Origin of the sequence: Pseudomonas sp. A2 (assembly GCF_023100865.1) — a bacterium.
Classification (GTDB): Bacteria; Pseudomonadota; Gammaproteobacteria; order Pseudomonadales; family Pseudomonadaceae; genus Aquipseudomonas; species Aquipseudomonas asiatica.
This window is the reverse complement of the sequence record NZ_CP039127.1, coordinates 3778111-3795951: the sequence shown is the minus strand read 5'-3', so window position 1 is coordinate 3795951 and position 17841 is coordinate 3778111. Positions and strand designations below refer to the sequence as shown.

Sequence of the window (17841 nt, the reverse complement as noted above, 5' to 3'; positions counted from 1 at the left end):
GCCACCTATTGGAACCCAGAAATTACAGCGGATTGGACCCATGAGCCGAGCCGCGTACGCAATAAAATGCGTCTGTGTTTACGAAAGCGCTTATGGAGTATGTATGACTCGTATGAATTGGTTTGAAAAGTCTCCCGGTGCAGCAAAAGCGCTGACCGGGTTACACCACTATGTAACCACCGGAACGAATCTACCTCCGGAGTTGATACATCTGGTCTTCCTTCGGGTATCACAGATCAATGGTTGCGCGTTCTGCATCGATCTTCACTCTCGCGACTTGATCAAAGGCCGCATGTCAGTTGACAAGGTGCTGCTAGTCGCGGTTTGGCATGAGGCGGAACACTTATTCTCTGATCTAGAGCGCGCTGCATTGAAGTGGGCAGAAGAGGTGACCAATGTGGGAGAAACCCATGTTTCGGACGAGGCCTACGCTGCCGCCTCCGCGGTCTTCAACGAGCGAGACTTGGTAGATTTGACTGCCACGATTGCTGCAATGAACGCTTTCAACAGGATGGGGGTTACGTTCAGACTCAAGCCTGCCGCGAAGGGGTAGCTGTCAACCGCCTAACCCTGCGAAGGAAGTCGCTAAGGTGGAGCTCGGTTTTCCGCCTTATCGGGGTGTGAAGTCAGGGTCAATTGTAGCCGCATCGCCTCGATCCACTGAATAGCGGGCACTGGGGCGAAGCGGCCTATAATGCACTGACTTCCACCAAAGGATTAATCCGTGAAAAGAATGCTGGAGGGGATGGCGCTCGCTGGTGAGCCCTTGCTACTGAAAGCTCTGGAAGCGGTCCGGGCCCATCGTGATGCGGAAACAGGTGGCGCGCCGCCTGAAGAGGTCGAACGTCTACGCCTATTGGCGCATTCGCTATACCAAGCGGTTCTCGATTACCAGTTAATCCAAGCAGGTCGGGCACCGGCTACCATTCAGTTATGGCCTTCTCAGGATGGAGCCCGATGAAGTGTAAGCCGCCGATTCTTTACCCTGACCATCCCATGTAGACCGATGCCGTGGACGCCATGACGCGTTATCACGAAGCCCAGGCTTCGGGTGAGCCGGCGGAAGAGGTGGAGCGTCTGCGGCTGATTGCCGCTTCGCAATTCCAGGCGGTCACCGACTACCAGCTCAAAGCGTTAGGCGGCACTGCTGGCCCGATTCACTGATCGGGCCGCATGTGTCGACATCCTTTCCTGAGCAACCACGCATAGTCCGCCGAGCGGTACTGGCGCGCTTGCGTTTCCTGATGCTGAAATACTGTATCTATATACAGTATTGGTATCCAATGTACTTCCTCCTCGTGCGCCGCCGTGAGCGCGGCATGGCCATCCCGAGCGACAAGCTCAAGAAAATCAAGCCGATACGGGCAGACATCCACATTGAGTACGGGAACAGCAAGGTGCTGGGCCGCCCGTGCATCGAGGCCTGGGTCTTCAACCCGACACCCAGCGGCGACATCATCCCGCGCCTGCACGATGCCTGCGTGAACGGCATGGCCACGCTCGGGATGAACATCACCGGCTTCGAAGAGGTGGACGGCGTGGTCTATGCGCAGTCCTGGTGGTGCCGTCTGGAATGATGAGCCAGCTGCCGCGCGAGTGGGTCGACGCGCTCGACAACCAGTGCGATCTGGCCGCCGATCCCGAGAAGCACGCGGCCAAGCTGGTGAGCATGGCCTTCGAGTGCCGGCGCCGGAACCAGGTCGACGACCTGCAGCTGTCCGATATGCTGGAGATGGCCGAGGCGGCCAGGTGGTTCGGCCTGAGCGAGCACGAGGAAGCTTATGCTATCGGCCTGTTCAGTTGCCGCGAGCCAGAGCCTGACCACTACGTGCATGAGATCCTGCGGAAGGGGAAGGTGAGGTAGTGGTCTGCTAGGAGCTATATAAAGGAAGGGGAACGGTCGGCAGAACGCCGGAGAGGGGTGTCAGGAAGCGTGGGACAAATCTGGGACATCGAATGTCCCAAATGATGATGAATCAAGATGCAGGAAAATGAGGGAAACCCCAATAGATACAAGGGGTTGATCGATTTCCCCCAATAAAATAGCAGGTTGAGACCGGATTGCAAATCCGTCTACGCCGGTTCGATTCCGACCTCGGCCTCCACCATTCGAAAGCCCCGCAGATTAACGTCTGCGGGGTTTTTCTTTGCGGGTCGGAAAAACTACGAGTTCCGAAACTGCAGACTTTCGAGTGCTTGGTGATCGCGCCGACGCGACGGTAAGCGCAGTCGGTAATGTGCATGAGCGTTTTGTATGCCGTAGAAGCACCAGCCCAGTGCTCCAGCCCCTTGGCATATCTCCGCTTCTCATCATCGGGCATTCGCACCCTTCATGTGAGTAGTTGGGCGGGTGTAAGGCACACAGATGGGATGGAGGGTCGGGTTGTTTGTGGGCCTGGTAAGTCGTGAATAGCGCTCGGATAAAGTCGCGTAGTGCGCTGATGTATGCAATTGCCTTAGAATGCTCGCCTTTCACCCCTCAAAGGAATGAATACGTGGTGAGCAATAACGCAATCTGCTGCCCGCAATGCCAAGGTCAAAACGTCCAGCTTCTGTCTATCATCCATGCTGCTGGCACTTCTCACATACAAGCAACCCACCAAGCGCAATCCCAATCCGGATTCGGACCAAGCGTGACCGTTGAAACTTCAGGTCGGCATCAGACCAATTTGGCGGCAAGCGTCGGTCCACCTCCAGGTAAGCGCTTGCTTGGCCCGGTCATCCTTACAGGGGTTGGCGCAATCATCTTGTACGATGGCCTCAAGCTTATGAACACGTTCTGGGGCGTTGATTGGTCAAGGTTCTTCATAGGCGCGATATTTATCACCGTCGGTGTAATTGGATTCGTTCGCCACTGGAAATTCAACGTCGCACAGTACGACAAATTGGAAGAGTGGCGCCGCACTTGGATGTGCCACGCTTGTGGCACTCGATTCATTCCGTAAACGGTATTGAGAGGGCACCTGCGGGTGCCTTTTCTTTTGGCAGAGCTATTCAGTATTGCACTGGAGGAGGGGAACGATGTCGGACGCTTTCGTCCCATGCATCCGTATCATCGAACCCTTGATCAGCCTATATCCCCCCCAACGATGAGCAACTCACGACGATAGGCGCGTAACGCCATCGCCTTTGCTTCCGAATAGGCGGGATCGGCATAGCACGCCTTGGCCTGGGCATAACTGTCGAACTCGACCGCCAGCGCCCGCGTGCTGGTATGCGACTCGACCAGCGCTGTCGAATCGAGAACCTTGAGCCTGGCGCCATACTGCTCGGCGATTGGCGCCCACAACCGGCCATATTCCTGCTGCGCCTGCGTGTCGGTAACAGCAGTCCCCAGAATGATCCAGTAACCTTTCATCAATTACTCCTGTTTGCATGTTCTGTACGAGAAGCCTGCCTCAGGGAGCCAGCCAGGAGGATTGCCACAATCCTTCATGGCGCAGGAAGCGAGCCCGTTGCTGAACGGGTCGTGTGAGATCCAGCCACTCCAGCGCTCGCGGTTCGATGCATAGGATTGCGAAGTGCTCGAAACCGCCCTGGATGCGTTCGTAGGCGACTTCAGGGCTTTCAATCACCTGCCCCGGCACAGCGCCATGACGGAACAATGCCTGTGTCTTGTCACGCGCCGCCGACCAGCAGCGTCGTCGATGCCCGATATCCTCGACCAGGGTGGCAAGCCCCTCCATGCGCACCTGGGTCAGGCCGCAAGGGCTCAGTGCCGTTAGTGCAACGCGTGGATCAACGGCAATCTGCGTGCATTTTGCCGAGCGCCTGTCCGCGTAAAAGTACAGCGCGCCTGCACGGGCATTGGCATCTCGCAGCACAACTGTTCTGGAGGCGGGCCATCCTTGCTCGTCCAAGGTGGACAGTTGCATGAGCCGATAAGGGTTGCGCACGGGGCCGACCGGGATCGCCAGTTGCGCCCATATGGTCTGAAACAGATCGTCCAGCATGAAATAAACCATGTTCCATGAAACGAGGGCCGCAGCAATGCTGCGGCCAAGGACGATCAAATGCTGCGTGTTACGCCGCCATCGACCCTGATGTTCTGCCCAGTGATGTAGGCCGCGCCTTCGCTAGCAAGGAACGCAATGGTCGCAGCGATTTCTTCGCTGGTGCCGTAGCGCTTGAGCGGCACGCTGTCGCGGCGTTGCTCGGTGCTCGGCAAGCTGTCGATCCAGCCAGGGAGGACGTTGTTGATGCGCACGTTATCGCCGGCGAAATTGTCGGCGAAGATCTTGGTGAACGCGGCAAGGCCCGAGCGGAATACCGCAGAAGTCGGGAACAGTTCGCTGGGTTCGAACGCCCAGGCAGTGGAGATGTTGATGATCACTCCGCTCTTCTGACGCTGCATGTAAGGCGTCACCAGGCGAGTCGGGCGAATGACATTGAGCAGGTAAGTATCCATGCCCTTGTGCCAATCCTCGTCGCTGATTTCCAGGATTGGCGCGCGTGGACCATGGCCGGCGCTATTGACCAGCACATCGATACGGCCCCACTTCTCCACGACAGCGTCGACCAGGCGTTGCAGGTCTTCAACCGACTGGTTGCTACCGGTTACACCAATACCGCCGAGTTCGGCAGCCAACGCCTCGCCCTTGCCCGAAGAGGAGAGAATCCCAACCTTGAAGCCTTCGGCGGCCAGGCGTCGTGCTGCCGCAGCGCCCATGCCGCTGCCACCGGCCGTGATAATCGCAACTTTTTCTACTGACATGCTGCCTCCAATCTCTCAATGCTGATTTTACAGGTGCATTCACCTTAGCAGCAGCCCCATTGGTGAGGGAGACAGCTAAACTTCACTATTACGATAGATTAACTATCGGCAGCTTGTTGCTTGAGCCAGCGTTGGACCATGCTCAACGAGTCTGGCTGTTTCATCTTGCGTGGCCAGACCAGATAGAACGACTTGTCGATCCTGAGTTGCTGGGTAAAAACCTGCATCAGCCGGCCTGCGGCAATGTCATCACCGACGAACGCAGGGCTGGCCAGGGCAATGCCTTGGCCGCTGATTGCCGCTTCAATGGCTAATGAGGTCTGATTGAAACGCAGGTTTCTGGCTGTGGGCTGCATGTGTTGTGGGAACAGCTCTGCAAGGAACTGAGGCCAGAAATTATGGGCATCGTGCAACATGACGAAATCCTGCAATTGAGCAAAGCTTGCAGGTATTTCGCTGCCTTCGAACAGCCTTGGGCTGGCCACCGCAACGATTAGCTGCTCCATCAGCAGTTCGCTATTCAAGCCCGCTCCGAACTCGGGCTTGCCATAACGGACAGCGATATCCACACCATCGGTGCTGAAGTGCGACAGCCGATCGGTTGCCAGCACACGCAAATCGATGTCTGGATGACTCTGCGCAAAATTGCCGAGCCTGGGAATCAGCCATTTTGAGGCGAAGGTAGGTGTAACGCTGACTGTCAGGTGAGAGGTCTGTGGCCGAAGCAGGCGTGTTGCCTCGTCGATCATGGCCAGTGCACTGCGAATGCTTCCGCTGTAGCCCAGGCCCGCATCAGTCAACGCCAAGCCACGGGGCAGGCGTTCAAACAAACGCAGATCCAGGCTCGCCTCCAACCCACGTATCTGCTGGGCAACTGCCGCCTGGGTCACACCCAGTTCCTCGGCAGCCACACGGAAGTTCAAGCGGCGAGCCACCACTTCAAAAACACGCAACGCGTTCAGCGAGGGCAAATCAGGGAAACCGTCTGGCATGGCAATGAAAATTCTATCGAGTTGTGCAGTTTTTCTGTTTCTCTGATGCCTTCACAAGGTTGATAACCTGATCGGGCTCGAAAGATTCACTGTGTCGAGGCTACTCCCCGAAAATAGCTAAAGAAACCCGTGCCAATCGAAAGCATCGCTTGGCTAGCTTGCTGAAACGTTTCTTCGTGTCTATAAAGGGGAACAACTCCAAGAAAGGCAACCTGTTATGCCCCTCCTCAAATTCTTCGTTGCACTTGGCGCCCTGACTGCGGCTTCCAACACCATGGCCTGGGATTACGTTCTGCTCGACACCGACAAAGCCGCCCAGAACTGGCAGATCACCAGCCAGCAACTTGGTGTAAAAACCGACAAGCCCTTCAGCGTTACCTTGCGCACCTTGCACGGCGGTCGGCAAGAGGGTGTCAGCATCGTCGACATCGATAACGGTACGATGAAACTTTCGGTCGTGCCGACCCGTGGAATGAACGTCTTGCAGGCGTCGGTCGGCAATGTGCGCATGGGCTGGGATTCGCCGGTCAAGGAAGTGGTCAACCCGTCCTTCATCGACCTCAACGGGCGCAATGGCCTGGGCTGGCTGGAAGGTTTCAATGAGCTGGTCACCCGCTGCGGTTACGAATGGGTCGGCCACCCTGGCATCGACAACGGCGAACTGCTGACCCTGCACGGTCGGGCTGCCAACATTCCTGCGAACCAAGTCACCCTGCACATTGATGAGAAGCCCCCTTACGCCATTACCTTGCGTGGTGTACTGAAAGAGCAGGCATTCAAGAAAGTCGACTTCTCCGTCGTGACCGAACTGGTCACCGAACCCGGCAGCGTGAAGTTCGCCCTCAACGACACCCTGACCAACAACGGCGACTATCCGAAGGAATACCAGGCGCTTTATCACAGTAACTTCAGCACCCCGATTCTGGAGCAGGGCGCTCGTTTTGCCGCGCCAGTGAAGCAAGTGTCGCCATTCAACGACAAGGCAAGGGCAGATCTGCCCGACTGGCAAACCTACCGAGCGCCGACCAAGGACTATGACGAAACGGTTTACAACGTGGTGCCGTATGCCGATGACCAGGGCAATACGTTGACCGTGTTGCATGACAAGGCTGGCAATCTGGGCGTTTCGGTCGGCTTCAATACGCGGACACTGCCTGTATTCTCCCTGTGGAAAAATACCGATACACAAGGCCAGGGTTATGTAACGGGGCTGGAACCAGGGACGAGCTTTTCCTACAATCGCCGTTATCAGCGGCCTCTGAACCTTGTGCCGACAATCGGACCGAAGGAAAACAGGCAGTTCCACATCAGCTACAGCTTGCTGGTGGACAAGGTTGCAGTGGACAAGGCCTTGAAGCAGGTTGGCGAGATACAAGGAGGGCGCGAAACCGAGGTACTGCAGGCGCCATTGGTTGATCTGACCAAGGGTTGACGCCGGTCAGGGCCAAGCAGATAGCTGTGGCTTCAGGTAGTGCTGCCGGGTAGGTGGGTGCCCAGAACACTCTGGCGTGATGCTGGTCATTAAGATCTGAGGAATTGCACATGCCCTACATCATGCAAACGGTCGCCCTACTGATTCTAGGCGCGATCGTCGTTCAGTTTCTAAAACCATACCTACTACGCAAGTGGCTGGGTTTGGTTTTACTGGCAGCGGGATTGGTTGGAATCCTCAACGTCGGCCAGCAGCAGGTCCTGGGTTTTGACTTAGAGCTGCTGGCGTTGCTGGCCGTACCGTTGGGCGTGGTACTGTTTCTGACGCGGCGGCGTTTAGACCAATAATGAACCCACTCACAGGCTAGCCTTCAGGCGGGGATATCCCACAAACGAATTCATCCGATCCCAGGCGGTGCGAGCCGAACTCCACAACATAGCCTGCCCCGCGGCGCACCGCCTCGGCCCTGGCGGCCCTCTGGTCGGCAAACACATCGACGAAATGCCAGGGATGCCGGTCTCTCAGTACGCCCCATCCAAGTACCCAGCCGTCATTGTCCGGGTCGGGTGGCAGGTTTTTCGCCAAGCTGCGGATGCCCATACGTTCACTCCGATGTGCTAGCCAGTCTTCTGCTTGCGAACCGACTACAAACCACGACTTGGATAAAATCGTGTATCAAGCATAGCGCTTACCTGAAACCAGGACCTAAGGCGCGCCCATTTTAGGGTAGTGTGCGCTGCACCAACAGCCAGCGCACATGGGGCATCACCCCTCGAACTGAATCACCATCCGCCCTTTGATCTTGCCCTCCAGCATCTCATCGAAGATCTGGTTGATATCCTCGATCGGTCGCAGGGTCACCTTCGGCACCACTTTCCCTTCCGCCGCAAACTGGAAAGCTTCCTGCAAGTCCTGGCGGGTACCGACCAGCGAGCCGATCACTTCGATACCGTCCAGCACCAGGCGAGGGATGTTCAGGTTCATGGCTTCCGACGGCAGGCCGACCGCAACCAGGCGGCCACCCGCACGCAGGGCGTCAACGGCCGAGTTGAAGGCAGCCTTGGCAACGGCGGTAACCACGGCGGCATGGGCGCCACCGGTCTTGGCCTGGATGACCTTGGCGGCATCCTCGGTGCGTGAGTTTATGACCAGGTCAGCGCCCATCTCGCTGGCGAAGCGCAGTTGCTCTTCGTTGACGTCGATGGCGATCACTTTGGCGTTGAAGACGTTCTTGGCATATTGCAGGGCAAGATTGCCCAGGCCGCCGAGGCCGTAGATGGCGATCCATTGGCCGGGGCGGATGTTGGAGATCTTCACCGCCTTGTAGGTGGTCACGCCGGCGCAGGTAATACTGCTGGCGGCAGCGGAGTCGAGCCCGTCGGGCACTTTGACCGAGTAGTCGGCCTTGACGATGCAGGCTTCGGCCATGCCGCCGTCCACGGTGTAGCCGGAGTTCTTCACTTCGCGGCACAGGGTTTCGTTGCCGCTGTTGCAATACTCGCAATGCCCGCAACCCTGGTAGAACCAGGCCACGCTGGCGCGGTCGCCCGGTTTGAGCGAGGTGACGCCTGGCCCTACTGCCTGGACCACGCCGATGCCTTCGTGACCTAGCACCACACCGGTCTTGTCACCGAAGTCGCCATTTTTCACATGCAGGTCGGTGTGGCACACACCGCAGCATTGCATCTTCAGCAACGCTTCACCGTGCTCGAGGGGGCGCAGGGTTTTCTCCACCACTTCCACGCGACGGCCTGGTGCAACAATAGCAGCTTTCATACGAGCCTCCGTATCCTGTTCCGAATGGGCTTGCTTATCGCCGGCTAAGCATAGCCCTGGGCCGATACGGTAAAACTGCCTCAGGTCATGGTCAGAGGCACTGTGCATGCCACAAAAAGAAAAGCCCGCGGCAACGATGCGGCGGGCTGTAAGAACATAGGGAGCAGGGGCAGTGTGCCCAGCGGGATGTCAGCATTTTGTGAAGCTCAGGTGATGGACTTGTCATGCATGGCTCAGCTCGAGGGTGGCCAGCATGGGCCGGGTTCCCTGTGATTTCACTGCACTGGACGGAGGGGGAGTGGCAGCAATAAAAAAAAGCCCGCCGGTTATGGCGGGCAAGCAACGTTTGAAGGGAGAGCCTGCAGCTTGGGTCCGGCCGGTTAACTCAGCATTAAGCGGTAATGCATTGACCTGTGCAGCCGATCCGCCTATACAGGCCTGCCACCAGCCCAGGAGTCAGCATGCGCGACGAAGATGACCTGCACGAACCCGAACATGATCACCTGCTTGATCACGAATTCCTCTACGACGACACTGAAGAAGAAGCCGATGCCCGAGGCGTCGAGGATGACATCGAGGAAGACGAAGAAACGCTGGATGACCTTGATGAAGAAGAGCGTGATCACCCAGCCTGGTTCGACGACTGCGAAGACGACTGACTCAGCGCCCGTCCACCGAAAAACGCCCGGGGCCGCTAACCGCCAGTAACAACATGCCGCCCATGATGCTGAGGTTTTTCAGGAACTGGGTCATGTTGGCGCTGCGCTCAGGGTCGACCATGTTCCAGAACGGGTGGCCCAGCAGCGCCGTGCCCAGTACGAACAACGCAAACAGGAAGGCCAGCGGCCGGGTGTAGAATCCGAGGATCAGCAGGATGCCGACGGCGAATTCCATGAGCACGGCTACTGCCGCTGCCAGCATGGGGGCAGGAGCGCCCAGTGAAGTCATGTAGCCGACCGTGCCTTCGAACCCGGTCAGCTTGCCCCAGCCAGACAAGACGAACAGGATCATCAGCAGCACACGGGCAATCAGGATAATGATGTCGCGTTGACCATCGAACAGGGAGTAGCGCATGGCGGCGTTCCAGTGGACGGGTTCAAGCTCCACTCTAGCAGCTGCGCAACACCTTGCAGGCGGGTAGCAAAAAGGCGCCGCGAGGGCGCCTTTTGCGAAGAAATTTGGTGCGAGTGGCGGGACTCGAACCCGCAAGGCTCACGCCGACAGATTTTAAGTCTGCTGTGTATACCAATTCCACCACACTCGCACGCTTGAAGGGGCCGTAACGACCAGCTCGCTTCTAAGCAGAAGGGCCTCGCAATCAAGCGCGCTTTATAACCCATTGTTATAGTTGAGTCAACCACAGCGCCTATGATCAACAGAATGAAGGGTCGATCGAATGGGCAATTGACACCTTGCTGTCATTACGCCACTGTTGCCCTTTTATTGGATCCAAAGAGTGTGCGGTCATGACTCTGTCCGATACTTCCGAGCGTATCGTGCACCCACGGCTGTTGTGGCGACTTTTGTTCGTGCTGGTCGTCGTGCTGGCGGCATTTCTCTACCTGAGCCTGATCAGCCTGGGCGGTTATCTGCTTATGCTGGGGTTCGATGCCGAACACTCTCAACCGCAGCGGCTGATGGCCCTGGCCGGTGGCGGGCTTATCCTGCTGGTCGGCTTGTGGCTGCTGAAAGTGGCAATGCCTCGGCGCATCAGCCTTGTGCTGGTTGAGCCTGGGCGTTGAACCTCGCAATGTTTTCCCTCCTGCTGTGCCGGTGGAGTTCGCATGGTTTCAGCTGACTGTCTCGACCACCCTGTCATGCCTGCCCACCGCTATGAACAGCTGGTTCAGTCGGTGGTGGATTACGCCATTTACATGCTCGATCCTTCCGGCCATGTGGTGTCGTGGAACGCAGGCGCGCAACGTATCAAGGGGTACCGTGCCGATGAAGTGATCGGCCAGCATTTCTCGTTGTTCTTCACCCCGCAGGATTGCACCGAGGGCCGCCCGGAGCGCTTGCTGCGCCAGGCGCTGGAGCAGGGCGTGGCGCAGGATGAGGGTTGGCGCGTACGCAAGGATGGCACGCAGTTCTGGGCGCTGGCCGCCCTGGATGTGATTCGCGATGACCAGGGCCAGATTGTCGGCCTGGCCAAGGTGACCCGGGACATCACCGACCGTCGCGAGACGGCGCTGCAACTGGACGCGGTGCGCGCCCAGCTGTTCCAGGCACAGAAGCTGGAGGCCCTCGGCCAGTTGACCGGTGGCCTGGCGCATGACTTCAACAACATGCTGACCATCATCATCAGCTCGGCGCGCTTGGCGCTGGCCACCCAGGACCCGGCACGCGCCCAGCGCATGTTGCAGCACATTCTCGATGCCGGGCAGCGGGGCACCGAGCTGACCCAGCAGTTGCTCAGCTTTGCCCGCCACCGCAAGCTTGATGTGGCTTGCGTCGCCCCGGCGAACCTTGTTGCCGCCACCCGTGGTCTACTGGAGCATGCGCTGCCTGGATCGATTGACCTGGAGGTGGTGCTGCAACCGGACCTGCCCCTGATCGAGGTGGATGCCGGGCAATTGCAGATGGTACTGCTCAACCTGTTGTTCAATGCCCGCGATGCCATCACGGGGCAGGGCCGGATCGGCTTGACAGTCGAGGTGGTCGAACTGACCGGTGAGGTGGAGGGCCTGCACGGCGGGTTTGTGCGATTTGAGGTCGAAGACAGCGGCGAGGGCATCGCGCCAGCGGTACTGCCGCGGATCTTCGAACCGTTTTTCACTACCAAGCCCTTTGGCAAGGGGACTGGCCTGGGCCTCAGCCAGGTGTATGGTTTTGCCAGGCAGAGCGGTGGTGCCATTTGCGTCGACAGTAAGCCCGGCCGGGGAACTTGCATGCAGCTTTACTTGCCAATCTATCAGCACACGGACAGCCAACTCGACAGGTAGAACACCATGGCACAGGCACTCAGGCGGCTGGTGACGGGGATCGATGGGCTCGATGCGTTGCTCCAGGGTGGCCTGGTGGCTGGCGCGTCCTACATCATTCAGGGCCCGCCGGGGGCGGGCAAGACCATCCTCGCCAATCAGCTGGCCTGCGGGCATGTGCGCGGTGGTGGCCGGGTGCTGGTGGCCACCTTGCTCAGCGAGTCGCACGAGCGGCTGTTCCAGTACCTGGCGACTTTGGAGTTCTTCGACCCGGCGCTGGTAGGTGATCCGATCCAGTTCGTCAGTGCCTTCGATACCCTGGAGCAGGAAGGCCTGGACGCCGTGGTACGGCTGCTGCGCCAGGAAATCGCCCGCCAGCAGGCCAGCCTGCTGATCGTCGATGGCGTGCTCAATGCCCGGGTGCGTGCGGAAACCGCGCTGGACACCAAGAAATTCGTCTCCGAACTACAGGGCCATGCGGCCTTTGCCGGTTGTACCGTGCTGCTGCTGACCAGCGCCCGGCTGGAAGAGGGCAGCCCGGAGCACACCATGGTCGACGGGGTGATCGAACTGGGCGAGCAACTGTTTGGCAGCCGCGCCGTGCGTCATATCCAGCTGCGCAAGACGCGGGGCAGTGCGGCGTTGTCGGGGCGCCATGAATGCCTCATCGATGAAACCGGCATGCATGTATACCCGCGCCTGGAGTCACTGTTCAGCCACCCCAGCCAGGCGGGCAGCGCCACCTTGGAGCGCATCCGCAGCGGGGTGGCGACCCTGGATGAAATGCTCGGTGGCGGCCTGGCCACGGGCTCGGTCAGCCTGCTGATCGGGCCCTCGGGTATTGGCAAGACGTCATTGGGCCTGGCATTTCTCGGTGCCAGCAGCCTGCAGGCGCCGGGGCTGCATTTCGGCTTTTACGAAACGCCGGAGCGCCTGCGTATCAAGGCCGCGTCGCTGGGTTACGATTTTGCAGCCATGGAGCAGGCTGGCATCCTGCAGCTTTGCTGGCAACCGACTACCGAGGGCCTGCTGGACCAGGTCGGTGCGCGCCTGCTCGAGCGGGTCGAAGCGCAAGGCAGCAAGCGCGTGCTGATCGACAGCCTGGGGGCGTTCAGCCGCCTGGCCATCGACCCTGCGCGGCTCAATGCGTTTTTCCGCGCCTTGGTCGGCGAACTGCGCGCGCGCGATGTCAGCGTGATGCTGACCTGGGAAATGCGCGACATATTCGGCGCGGAAATCAGCGCGCCAGCCCCGGACCTGTCGAGCATCGTCGACAACCTGATGCTGATGCGCTTCGTCGAGCTGGATTCGCAGCTGCGGCGCATGCTGTCGATCCTCAAGGTGCGTGACAGCCACCATGACCCTGCCTTGCACGAGCTGCTGATCGGGCCGCAGGGCATTACCCTGCGCAAGGCGTTCGAAGGCGCTTGCGGTGTGCTTTCGGGAACGCCGGTGCCGCAGGGGAGCGGGTGACGGGGCGGGCGATGAACACCATCCTGATCGTCGATGACGAGTACCTGATTGCCGACATTCTCGGTTTTGCCCTGGAGGACGAGGGTTTTCTGGTGGAAAAGGCGAGCAACGGCTGCAAGGCGCTGGAGGCACTGAAGGAAAAGCGCGTTCAGCTCGTTATCACCGACTACATGATGCCACTGCTCAACGGTGAGGAACTGGTGCGCTCGATGCGTGAGGACCCGGCCTTGAGCGAGTTGCCGGTCATCCTCATGAGTGGCGCGCAGGCCAACCAGGGATGCCCGGAACTGTTCGCCGCAGTGTTCGACAAACCGTTCGACATGGACTGTATGATCGCCAAGGTGCACGAACTGCTAGGCACCTGAAGCGCGGGGCGATCAGGCGCGTCCGTGCGGCTTGAGGCAGGTCGCTCAGTGCGAGTCGTCGTGCTTTTCCGGGGCCGGGCTGCCGGCCTGGATACGCTTGAAAATCTCTTCTCGATGGACCTGGACGTCTTTCGGTGCATCGATACCGATCCTCACCTGCATCCCTTTGACGCCCAGAATGGTGACTTTGATGTCATCGTTGATGACGATGCTTTCGCCAACCTTGCGGGTGAGTATCAGCATGTAGTTCTCCTTGGTGATGTAAAAGTCCGTCGGGCTAGTTGCCACGGCGGCGGGAGCTTGTCCCTCTTCCTTCTCATTAAAGACGCTTTCGGCGGATAGTAATTCCCCGACAGACAAATTCTGTTGCGTGTCTTCAGTCGCAGGTGCCGAAGCAAACCGCCAGCGGTTTGTCGGCCAAGGTGCTCGGTGGCAAGAATAGGGGGCTTGGCGGCCAATGGGAAATTTCTTCGCATCATGGTCTGAATAGACCGGGTTAATGGTCATCCTGTTCCTCGAGTGCCTGAAGAAATAACAGCAAGGCTACTTCTTCACGGTCCAGGCCTTTGCGCACACGGTTCTTCGGCAAGTTGGCCAGGCGCCCCAGGGCATAGTGTTCAAGTACAGCCGGGTGAATGTAGCAGCGCCTGCACACTGCCGGTGTATTGCCCAGGCGTGATGCTACCTGGCGGACGATGGCGGCGACCTGGCGCTTGGCTTCGCTCTCGGGCTCCCAGGCCAAGGGCCTCAGCAGATCCAGGGCGAGGCTGCTACCGGCCCAGGTGCGGTAGTCCTTGGCGGTGAAGTCGGCCCCGGTCAGCTGCTGCAGAAACTGGTTGACCTCGCTGGAGCCGACGCTATGGCGCTGGCCGTCGTCGTCCAGGTACTGGAACAGCGCTTGGCCGGGCAGTTCCATGCAGCGCTTGAGCAGGTTGGCCAGGCGCCGATCGTTGAGGCTGACGTTGTGCTCGACGCCGCGCTTGCCGCGGAACTGGAAGCGGATGCTGCTGCCCTTCACCTCGACATGGCGGTTGCGCAGGGTGGTCAGTCCATAGGACTGGTTGTCACGCAGGTAGCGCTGGTTGCCGATGCGGATCAGGGTGTGGTCCAGCAGGCTGATCACCAGCGCCATCACCTTTTCCCGGTCCAGGCCTGGCCGGGCAAGGTGGTCGTGCAGCTGTGCGCGCAATTTCGGCAGGGCCTGGGCAAACGCCAGCATGCGCCCGTACTTGTGCTGGTCGCGTATTTCGCGCCACTGCGCGTGGTAGCGGTATTGCTTGCGGCCACGGGCATCGCGACCTGTCGCCTGCAGGTGGCCCTGCGGGTCGGCGCAGATCCACACCTCGGTATAGGCAGGGGGGATTACCAGTGCAGCGATACGGGCGAGGGTATCGCTGTCGCGCACCCGCTGGCCGTCGGCATCCAGGTAGATGAAGCGCCCTCTCCAGCGCCGCCGGGTCAGGCCCGGCTGGCTGTCGTCGACGTAGTGCAGGGTGCGCGGCAGGGGGCAGTCAAGCATGGTTGGCAGGCCTCGATCAGGTCACTGATCAATGGACACCAGCGACGTGGCCGATGCTCAGCCCAGCAGTGCCACCGACTTGATCTGGGCAAACAGCACCTGGCCCGGGTGCAGGCCGAGCTGGTCTGCCGAGAAGCGGGTGATGCGCGCGAGCAAGGCATTGCCGCCAGCATCCAGGCTGACCAGTACATGGGCCGGGTTGGCGGCCGGGCGGCTTTCGCGCACGCGCACCGGCAAGCGGTTGAGAATGCTCGAAGTGCTGTCGGCTGCCAGGGCCAGGCTGACGTCACGCGCCTGCACCTTGACCCGCAAGGTGCTGCCCATCACCTGGGCAGGGTGGGTGATACGCAACAGCGGCCCGTCGTTGCCGGGCAGGCGCAGGTCGAGCAGGTCGTAATGCGCGTCATGCGCCACCACCAGGCCTTCGAACACCACGCCGGCATCCTCGCCTTGGGCCAGCGGCAAGTCGAGGCGGGCCAGGGTTTCGCCGATCGGGCCGCTGGCCACTGCCTGGCCTTGCTCCAGCAACACCAGGTGGTCGGCCAGCCGCGCCACTTCCTCCTGGGCATGGCTGACATATACCAGCGGGATGTCCAGTTCGCCATGCAGGCGCTCCAGGTAGGGCAGGATCTCGCGCTTGCGCGGCCCGTCCAGTGCAGCCAGTGGCTCGTCCATCAACAGCAGGCGCGGGCTGCTGAGCAGGGCGCGGGCAATGCCCACCCGCTGCGCCTCGCCACCGGACAAGGTCGCCGGCCAGCGTGCCAGCAAGTGGCCGATACCCAGCAGCTGGCAGGCCAGGTCTAGGCTGACCTTGCGCTCGGCAGCGACCACCCGGCGCCAGCCGAACTCCAGGTTGCCGCGTACCGACAGGTGCGGGAACAGGCTGGCCTCCTGGAACACGTAGCCTACCGGGCGCAGGTGTGGTGCCAGAAAGAATCCGCGGGCGCTGTCTTCCCAGACTTCGCCGTTGACCTCGATGTAGGCGCTGGCGGCCCGTTCCAGCCCCGCCAGGCAACGCAGGCAGCTGGTCTTGCCAGAACCGGAGTGGCCGAACAACGCACTGATGCCACGGCCGGGCAGGTGCAGGTCTACGTCCAGGGTGAAGTCGTCGCGTGCCAGTTGCAGGCGCGCCACAATCGATGCGCTCATTTCAGCTCCAGCCAGCCTTGCCGCGGCGTCCTGCGTAAAGCAAGAGCAGCACCAGGAACGAGAACACCAGCATGGCACCTGCCAGCCAGTGTGCTTGCGAATAGGCCATGGCCTCGACATGGTCGAAGATCTGCACCGAGACCACGCGTGTCTTGTCGGGAATGTTGCCGCCAATCATCAACACCACGCCGAACTCGCCCACCGTGTGGGCGAAACCGAGGATGCTGGCGGTGATGAAGCCCGGACGGGCCAACGGCAGCACCACGTGGACGAAGGTGTCCCAGGGGCTGGCGCGCAGCGTCGCGGCCACTTCCAGCGGGCGCTGGCCAATGGCGCCGAAGGCATTCTGCAGCGGCTGGACCACGAACGGCATGGAGTAGATCACCGAGCCTATCACCAGGCCGGTAAAACTGAACACCACGCTGCCCAGGCCCAGCGCCTGGGTCGCCTGGCCCAGCCAGCCATTTGGGCCGAGGGCGATCAGCAGGTAGAAACCGATCACTGTGGGTGGCAGCACCAGCGGCAAGGCTACCACCGCGCCCACCGGCCCGCGCAGCCACGAGCGCGTGCGCGCCAGCCACCAGGCGATGGGCGTGCCGACGATCAGCAGGATGAGGGTGGTCATGCTGGCCAGTTTCACGGTCAGCCAGATGGCACCCAGGTCACTGGCATCCAGTGGCATCAGATTTCATAACCGTAGGATTTGATCACTGCCGCGGCTTTCGGGCCTTTCAGGTAGTCGACCAGGGCCTTGGCGGCGGGGTTGTCCTTGCCTTTTTCGAGGATTACCGCGTCCTGGCGGATGGGTTCGTGCAGGGACGAGGGAACGATCCAGGCCGAACCGCTTTCGACCTTGCCGTTCTTGTAGATTTGCGAAAGGGCGACAAAGCCCAGCTCGGCGTTGCCGGTGGATACGAACTGGAACGCCTGGGTAATGTTCTGCCCTTCGACCAGCTTGGGCCGGGTGGCTTCGGTCAGCTTCAGCTTGTCCAGCACCTGGGTGGCGGCCAGACCGTAGGGCGCGGTTTTCGGGTTGGCAATGGACAGGTGCTTGAACTGGTTGTTCTTCAGCACTTCGCCGTTGGCGTCGACATAGCCGGGTTTGGCCGACCACAGCGCCAGGGTGCCGATGGCGTAGGTGAAGCGTGAGCCCGGGGCAATCGCGTTTTCCTGCTCGAGCTTGGCGGGGGTGCTGTCGTCGGCAGCGAGAAATACCTCGAACGGCGCGCCATTCTTGATTTGTGCGTAGAACTGGCCGGTGGCGCCATAGGCAGCAATCAGCTTGTGGCCAGTGTCTTTCTCGAAGTCCTTGGCAATGGCCTGGATAGGGGCTGTGAAGTTCGCTGCGACCGCGACCTGGACTTCATCGGCCCAGGCAGTGCTGAAGGCAAGCAGGCTGGTCAGGGCAGTGGCAGCCAAGTGGGGCGGGCGGATACGCATGAAGACAGCTCCTTGGGGCTTATCGTTATATCCTTAACTATATAGCGATAGGCCATGGGC

The 17841-nt window shown here is 60.0% G+C and carries 24 protein-coding genes and 1 tRNA gene; 12 read left to right on the top strand and 13 right to left on the bottom strand.

The genetic code is table 11. The features are described 5' to 3' along the window. The first annotated feature begins 103 nt into the window (after positions 1-103). The 5 genes from E5221_RS17570 (at position 104) to E5221_RS17550 (ending at position 1864) form a co-directional block, all read left to right on the top strand. Positions 104-553 (top strand): carboxymuconolactone decarboxylase family protein, encoded by a 450-nt coding sequence (locus tag E5221_RS17570; RefSeq protein WP_217191372.1) that lies wholly within the window; start codon positions 104-106, stop codon positions 551-553. A gap of 171 nt (positions 554-724) precedes the next feature. Continuing rightward, positions 725-961 carry a hypothetical protein gene (locus tag E5221_RS17565; RefSeq protein ID WP_247846086.1) on the top strand — a complete coding sequence of 79 codons (237 nt, stop codon included), beginning with the start codon at positions 725-727 and terminating at the stop codon, positions 959-961. Positions 962-1020: 59 nt separating this feature from the next. Beyond that, a complete protein-coding gene (locus tag E5221_RS17560; RefSeq protein ID WP_247846085.1) occupies positions 1021-1164 on the top strand; it encodes a hypothetical protein in 144 nt (47 codons plus the stop codon). 119 nt (positions 1165-1283) lie between these two features. Then, positions 1284-1577, top strand: a complete 294-nt coding sequence (locus E5221_RS17555; RefSeq protein WP_247846084.1) for a hypothetical protein — start codon at positions 1284-1286, stop codon at positions 1575-1577. After that, positions 1574-1864, top strand: a complete 291-nt coding sequence (locus E5221_RS17550) for a hypothetical protein (RefSeq protein ID WP_247846083.1) — start codon at positions 1574-1576, stop codon at positions 1862-1864. The genes E5221_RS17555 and E5221_RS17550 overlap by 4 nt, the downstream gene beginning before the upstream one ends. Before the next feature lie 1203 nt (positions 1865-3067). Here the strand turns inward: E5221_RS17550 and E5221_RS17545 are convergent. The 4 genes from E5221_RS17545 to E5221_RS17530 form a co-directional block, all read right to left on the bottom strand. After that, the gene (locus E5221_RS17545) at positions 3068-3358 is read right to left on the bottom strand and encodes a DUF1330 domain-containing protein (protein WP_061551770.1); all 291 of its coding nucleotides are present in this window, start codon (positions 3356-3358) and stop codon (positions 3068-3070) included. Positions 3359-3398: 40 nt separating this feature from the next. Next, positions 3399-3953, bottom strand: a complete 555-nt coding sequence (locus tag E5221_RS17540; protein WP_247846082.1) for a pyridoxamine 5'-phosphate oxidase family protein — start codon at positions 3951-3953, stop codon at positions 3399-3401. A gap of 56 nt (positions 3954-4009) precedes the next feature. Beyond that, positions 4010-4714 carry an SDR family oxidoreductase gene (locus tag E5221_RS17535; RefSeq protein WP_039614491.1) on the bottom strand — a complete coding sequence of 235 codons (705 nt, stop codon included), beginning with the start codon at positions 4712-4714 and terminating at the stop codon, positions 4010-4012. Between the two features lie 98 nt (positions 4715-4812). Beyond that, complete coding sequence (locus tag E5221_RS17530; protein ID WP_247846081.1) at positions 4813-5706, bottom strand: LysR substrate-binding domain-containing protein; 894 nt, start codon at positions 5704-5706, stop codon at positions 4813-4815. Between the two features lie 217 nt (positions 5707-5923). Here E5221_RS17530 and E5221_RS17525 point away from each other — a divergent pair, with 217 nt between their 5' ends. Then, a complete protein-coding gene (locus tag E5221_RS17525) occupies positions 5924-7138 on the top strand; it encodes an aldose 1-epimerase family protein (protein ID WP_247846080.1) in 1215 nt (404 codons plus the stop codon). Between the two features lie 110 nt (positions 7139-7248). Beyond that, positions 7249-7485 carry a hypothetical protein gene (locus tag E5221_RS17520; RefSeq protein WP_061304085.1) on the top strand — a complete coding sequence of 79 codons (237 nt, stop codon included), beginning with the start codon at positions 7249-7251 and terminating at the stop codon, positions 7483-7485. A gap of 16 nt (positions 7486-7501) precedes the next feature. Here E5221_RS17520 and E5221_RS17515 read toward each other — a convergent pair whose 3' ends face one another. Both E5221_RS17515 and adhP read right to left on the bottom strand, forming a co-directional pair. Beyond that, positions 7502-7738: a hypothetical protein gene (locus E5221_RS17515; RefSeq protein WP_247846079.1), complete on the bottom strand. Its 237-nt coding sequence runs from the start codon at positions 7736-7738 to the stop codon at positions 7502-7504. A 165-nt stretch (positions 7739-7903) separates the two neighbouring features. Further along, positions 7904-8914, bottom strand: coding sequence for an alcohol dehydrogenase AdhP (gene adhP, locus E5221_RS17510; RefSeq protein ID WP_247846078.1), 1011 nt, complete (start codon positions 8912-8914; stop codon positions 7904-7906). A 461-nt stretch (positions 8915-9375) separates the two neighbouring features. Here adhP and E5221_RS17505 point away from each other — a divergent pair, with 461 nt between their 5' ends. Next, positions 9376-9573: a hypothetical protein gene (locus E5221_RS17505; RefSeq protein WP_003257414.1), complete on the top strand. Its 198-nt coding sequence runs from the start codon at positions 9376-9378 to the stop codon at positions 9571-9573. Between the two features lies 1 nt (position 9574). Here E5221_RS17505 and E5221_RS17500 read toward each other — a convergent pair whose 3' ends face one another. Further along, the gene (locus E5221_RS17500; RefSeq protein ID WP_015270882.1) at positions 9575-9988 is read right to left on the bottom strand and encodes a DoxX family protein; all 414 of its coding nucleotides are present in this window, start codon (positions 9986-9988) and stop codon (positions 9575-9577) included. Between the two features lie 105 nt (positions 9989-10093). Then, a tRNA-Leu gene (locus E5221_RS17495) sits at positions 10094-10178 on the bottom strand. A gap of 202 nt (positions 10179-10380) precedes the next feature. On the opposite strand from E5221_RS17495, the gene E5221_RS17490 reads away from it, so the two are divergent. From E5221_RS17490 to E5221_RS17475, 4 genes are read left to right on the top strand one after another with little or no spacing between them, the layout of a single operon-like run. Then, complete coding sequence (locus E5221_RS17490) at positions 10381-10656, top strand: hypothetical protein (protein WP_247846077.1); 276 nt, start codon at positions 10381-10383, stop codon at positions 10654-10656. A gap of 42 nt (positions 10657-10698) precedes the next feature. After that, positions 10699-11856, top strand: coding sequence for an ATP-binding protein (locus E5221_RS17485; protein ID WP_061551765.1), 1158 nt, complete (start codon positions 10699-10701; stop codon positions 11854-11856). A gap of 6 nt (positions 11857-11862) precedes the next feature. Next, positions 11863-13308: an ATPase domain-containing protein gene (locus tag E5221_RS17480; protein WP_061551764.1), complete on the top strand. Its 1446-nt coding sequence runs from the start codon at positions 11863-11865 to the stop codon at positions 13306-13308. Between the two features lie 11 nt (positions 13309-13319). After that, on the top strand, positions 13320-13673 hold the full coding sequence (locus E5221_RS17475; RefSeq protein WP_013973192.1) for a response regulator: 354 nt from the start codon (positions 13320-13322) through the stop codon (positions 13671-13673). A 45-nt stretch (positions 13674-13718) separates the two neighbouring features. Here the strand turns inward: E5221_RS17475 and csrA are convergent, their stop codons facing one another. From csrA to modA, 5 genes are all read right to left on the bottom strand, one after another. Continuing rightward, entirely contained in the window at positions 13719-13916 is a 198-nt protein-coding gene (csrA, locus tag E5221_RS17470; protein ID WP_004375914.1) for a carbon storage regulator CsrA, read from the bottom strand. A gap of 253 nt (positions 13917-14169) precedes the next feature. Then, positions 14170-15192, bottom strand: a complete 1023-nt coding sequence (locus tag E5221_RS17465; protein WP_039614484.1) for a DNA topoisomerase IB — start codon at positions 15190-15192, stop codon at positions 14170-14172. A 57-nt stretch (positions 15193-15249) separates the two neighbouring features. Next, complete coding sequence (gene modC, locus E5221_RS17460; RefSeq protein WP_061551763.1) at positions 15250-16341, bottom strand: molybdenum ABC transporter ATP-binding protein; 1092 nt, start codon at positions 16339-16341, stop codon at positions 15250-15252. Between the two features lies 1 nt (position 16342). Continuing rightward, a complete protein-coding gene (modB, locus tag E5221_RS17455; protein ID WP_061551762.1) occupies positions 16343-17023 on the bottom strand; it encodes a molybdate ABC transporter permease subunit in 681 nt (226 codons plus the stop codon). Next, positions 17023-17781, bottom strand: a complete 759-nt coding sequence (gene modA / locus E5221_RS17450; RefSeq protein WP_061551761.1) for a molybdate ABC transporter substrate-binding protein — start codon at positions 17779-17781, stop codon at positions 17023-17025. Before modA ends, modB begins: the two co-directional genes overlap by 1 nt. Positions 17782-17841: the final 60 nt, after the last annotated feature.

Bases quoted from the DNA above. Each gene is read 5' to 3' on its own strand.
- E5221_RS17570 (WP_217191372.1), top strand. From the start codon at position 104: ATGACTCGTATGAATTGGTTTGAAAAGTCTCCCGGTGCAGCAAAAGCG.
- E5221_RS17560 (WP_247846085.1), top strand. From the start codon at position 1,021: ATGACGCGTTATCACGAAGCCCAGGCTTCGGGTGAGCCGGCGGAAGAG.
- E5221_RS17555 (WP_247846084.1), top strand. From the start codon at position 1,284: ATGTACTTCCTCCTCGTGCGCCGCCGTGAGCGCGGCATGGCCATCCCG.
- E5221_RS17550 (WP_247846083.1), top strand. From the start codon at position 1,574: ATGATGAGCCAGCTGCCGCGCGAGTGGGTCGACGCGCTCGACAACCAG.
- E5221_RS17545 (WP_061551770.1), bottom strand. From the start codon at position 3,358: ATGAAAGGTTACTGGATCATTCTGGGGACTGCTGTTACCGACACGCAG.
- E5221_RS17540 (WP_247846082.1), bottom strand. From the start codon at position 3,953: ATGCTGGACGATCTGTTTCAGACCATATGGGCGCAACTGGCGATCCCG.
- E5221_RS17535 (WP_039614491.1), bottom strand. From the start codon at position 4,714: ATGTCAGTAGAAAAAGTTGCGATTATCACGGCCGGTGGCAGCGGCATG.
- E5221_RS17530 (WP_247846081.1), bottom strand. From the start codon at position 5,706: ATGCCAGACGGTTTCCCTGATTTGCCCTCGCTGAACGCGTTGCGTGTT.
- E5221_RS17525 (WP_247846080.1), top strand. From the start codon at position 5,924: ATGCCCCTCCTCAAATTCTTCGTTGCACTTGGCGCCCTGACTGCGGCT.
- E5221_RS17520 (WP_061304085.1), top strand. From the start codon at position 7,249: ATGCCCTACATCATGCAAACGGTCGCCCTACTGATTCTAGGCGCGATC.
- E5221_RS17515 (WP_247846079.1), bottom strand. From the start codon at position 7,738: ATGGGCATCCGCAGCTTGGCGAAAAACCTGCCACCCGACCCGGACAAT.
- adhP (WP_247846078.1), bottom strand. From the start codon at position 8,914: ATGAAAGCTGCTATTGTTGCACCAGGCCGTCGCGTGGAAGTGGTGGAG.
- E5221_RS17505 (WP_003257414.1), top strand. From the start codon at position 9,376: ATGCGCGACGAAGATGACCTGCACGAACCCGAACATGATCACCTGCTT.
- E5221_RS17500 (WP_015270882.1), bottom strand. From the start codon at position 9,988: ATGCGCTACTCCCTGTTCGATGGTCAACGCGACATCATTATCCTGATT.
- E5221_RS17490 (WP_247846077.1), top strand. From the start codon at position 10,381: ATGACTCTGTCCGATACTTCCGAGCGTATCGTGCACCCACGGCTGTTG.
- E5221_RS17485 (WP_061551765.1), top strand. From the start codon at position 10,699: ATGGTTTCAGCTGACTGTCTCGACCACCCTGTCATGCCTGCCCACCGC.
- E5221_RS17480 (WP_061551764.1), top strand. From the start codon at position 11,863: ATGGCACAGGCACTCAGGCGGCTGGTGACGGGGATCGATGGGCTCGAT.
- E5221_RS17475 (WP_013973192.1), top strand. From the start codon at position 13,320: ATGAACACCATCCTGATCGTCGATGACGAGTACCTGATTGCCGACATT.
- csrA (WP_004375914.1), bottom strand. From the start codon at position 13,916: ATGCTGATACTCACCCGCAAGGTTGGCGAAAGCATCGTCATCAACGAT.
- E5221_RS17465 (WP_039614484.1), bottom strand. From the start codon at position 15,192: ATGCTTGACTGCCCCCTGCCGCGCACCCTGCACTACGTCGACGACAGC.
- modC (WP_061551763.1), bottom strand. From the start codon at position 16,341: ATGAGCGCATCGATTGTGGCGCGCCTGCAACTGGCACGCGACGACTTC.
- modB (WP_061551762.1), bottom strand. From the start codon at position 17,023: ATGCCACTGGATGCCAGTGACCTGGGTGCCATCTGGCTGACCGTGAAA.
- modA (WP_061551761.1), bottom strand. From the start codon at position 17,781: ATGCGTATCCGCCCGCCCCACTTGGCTGCCACTGCCCTGACCAGCCTG.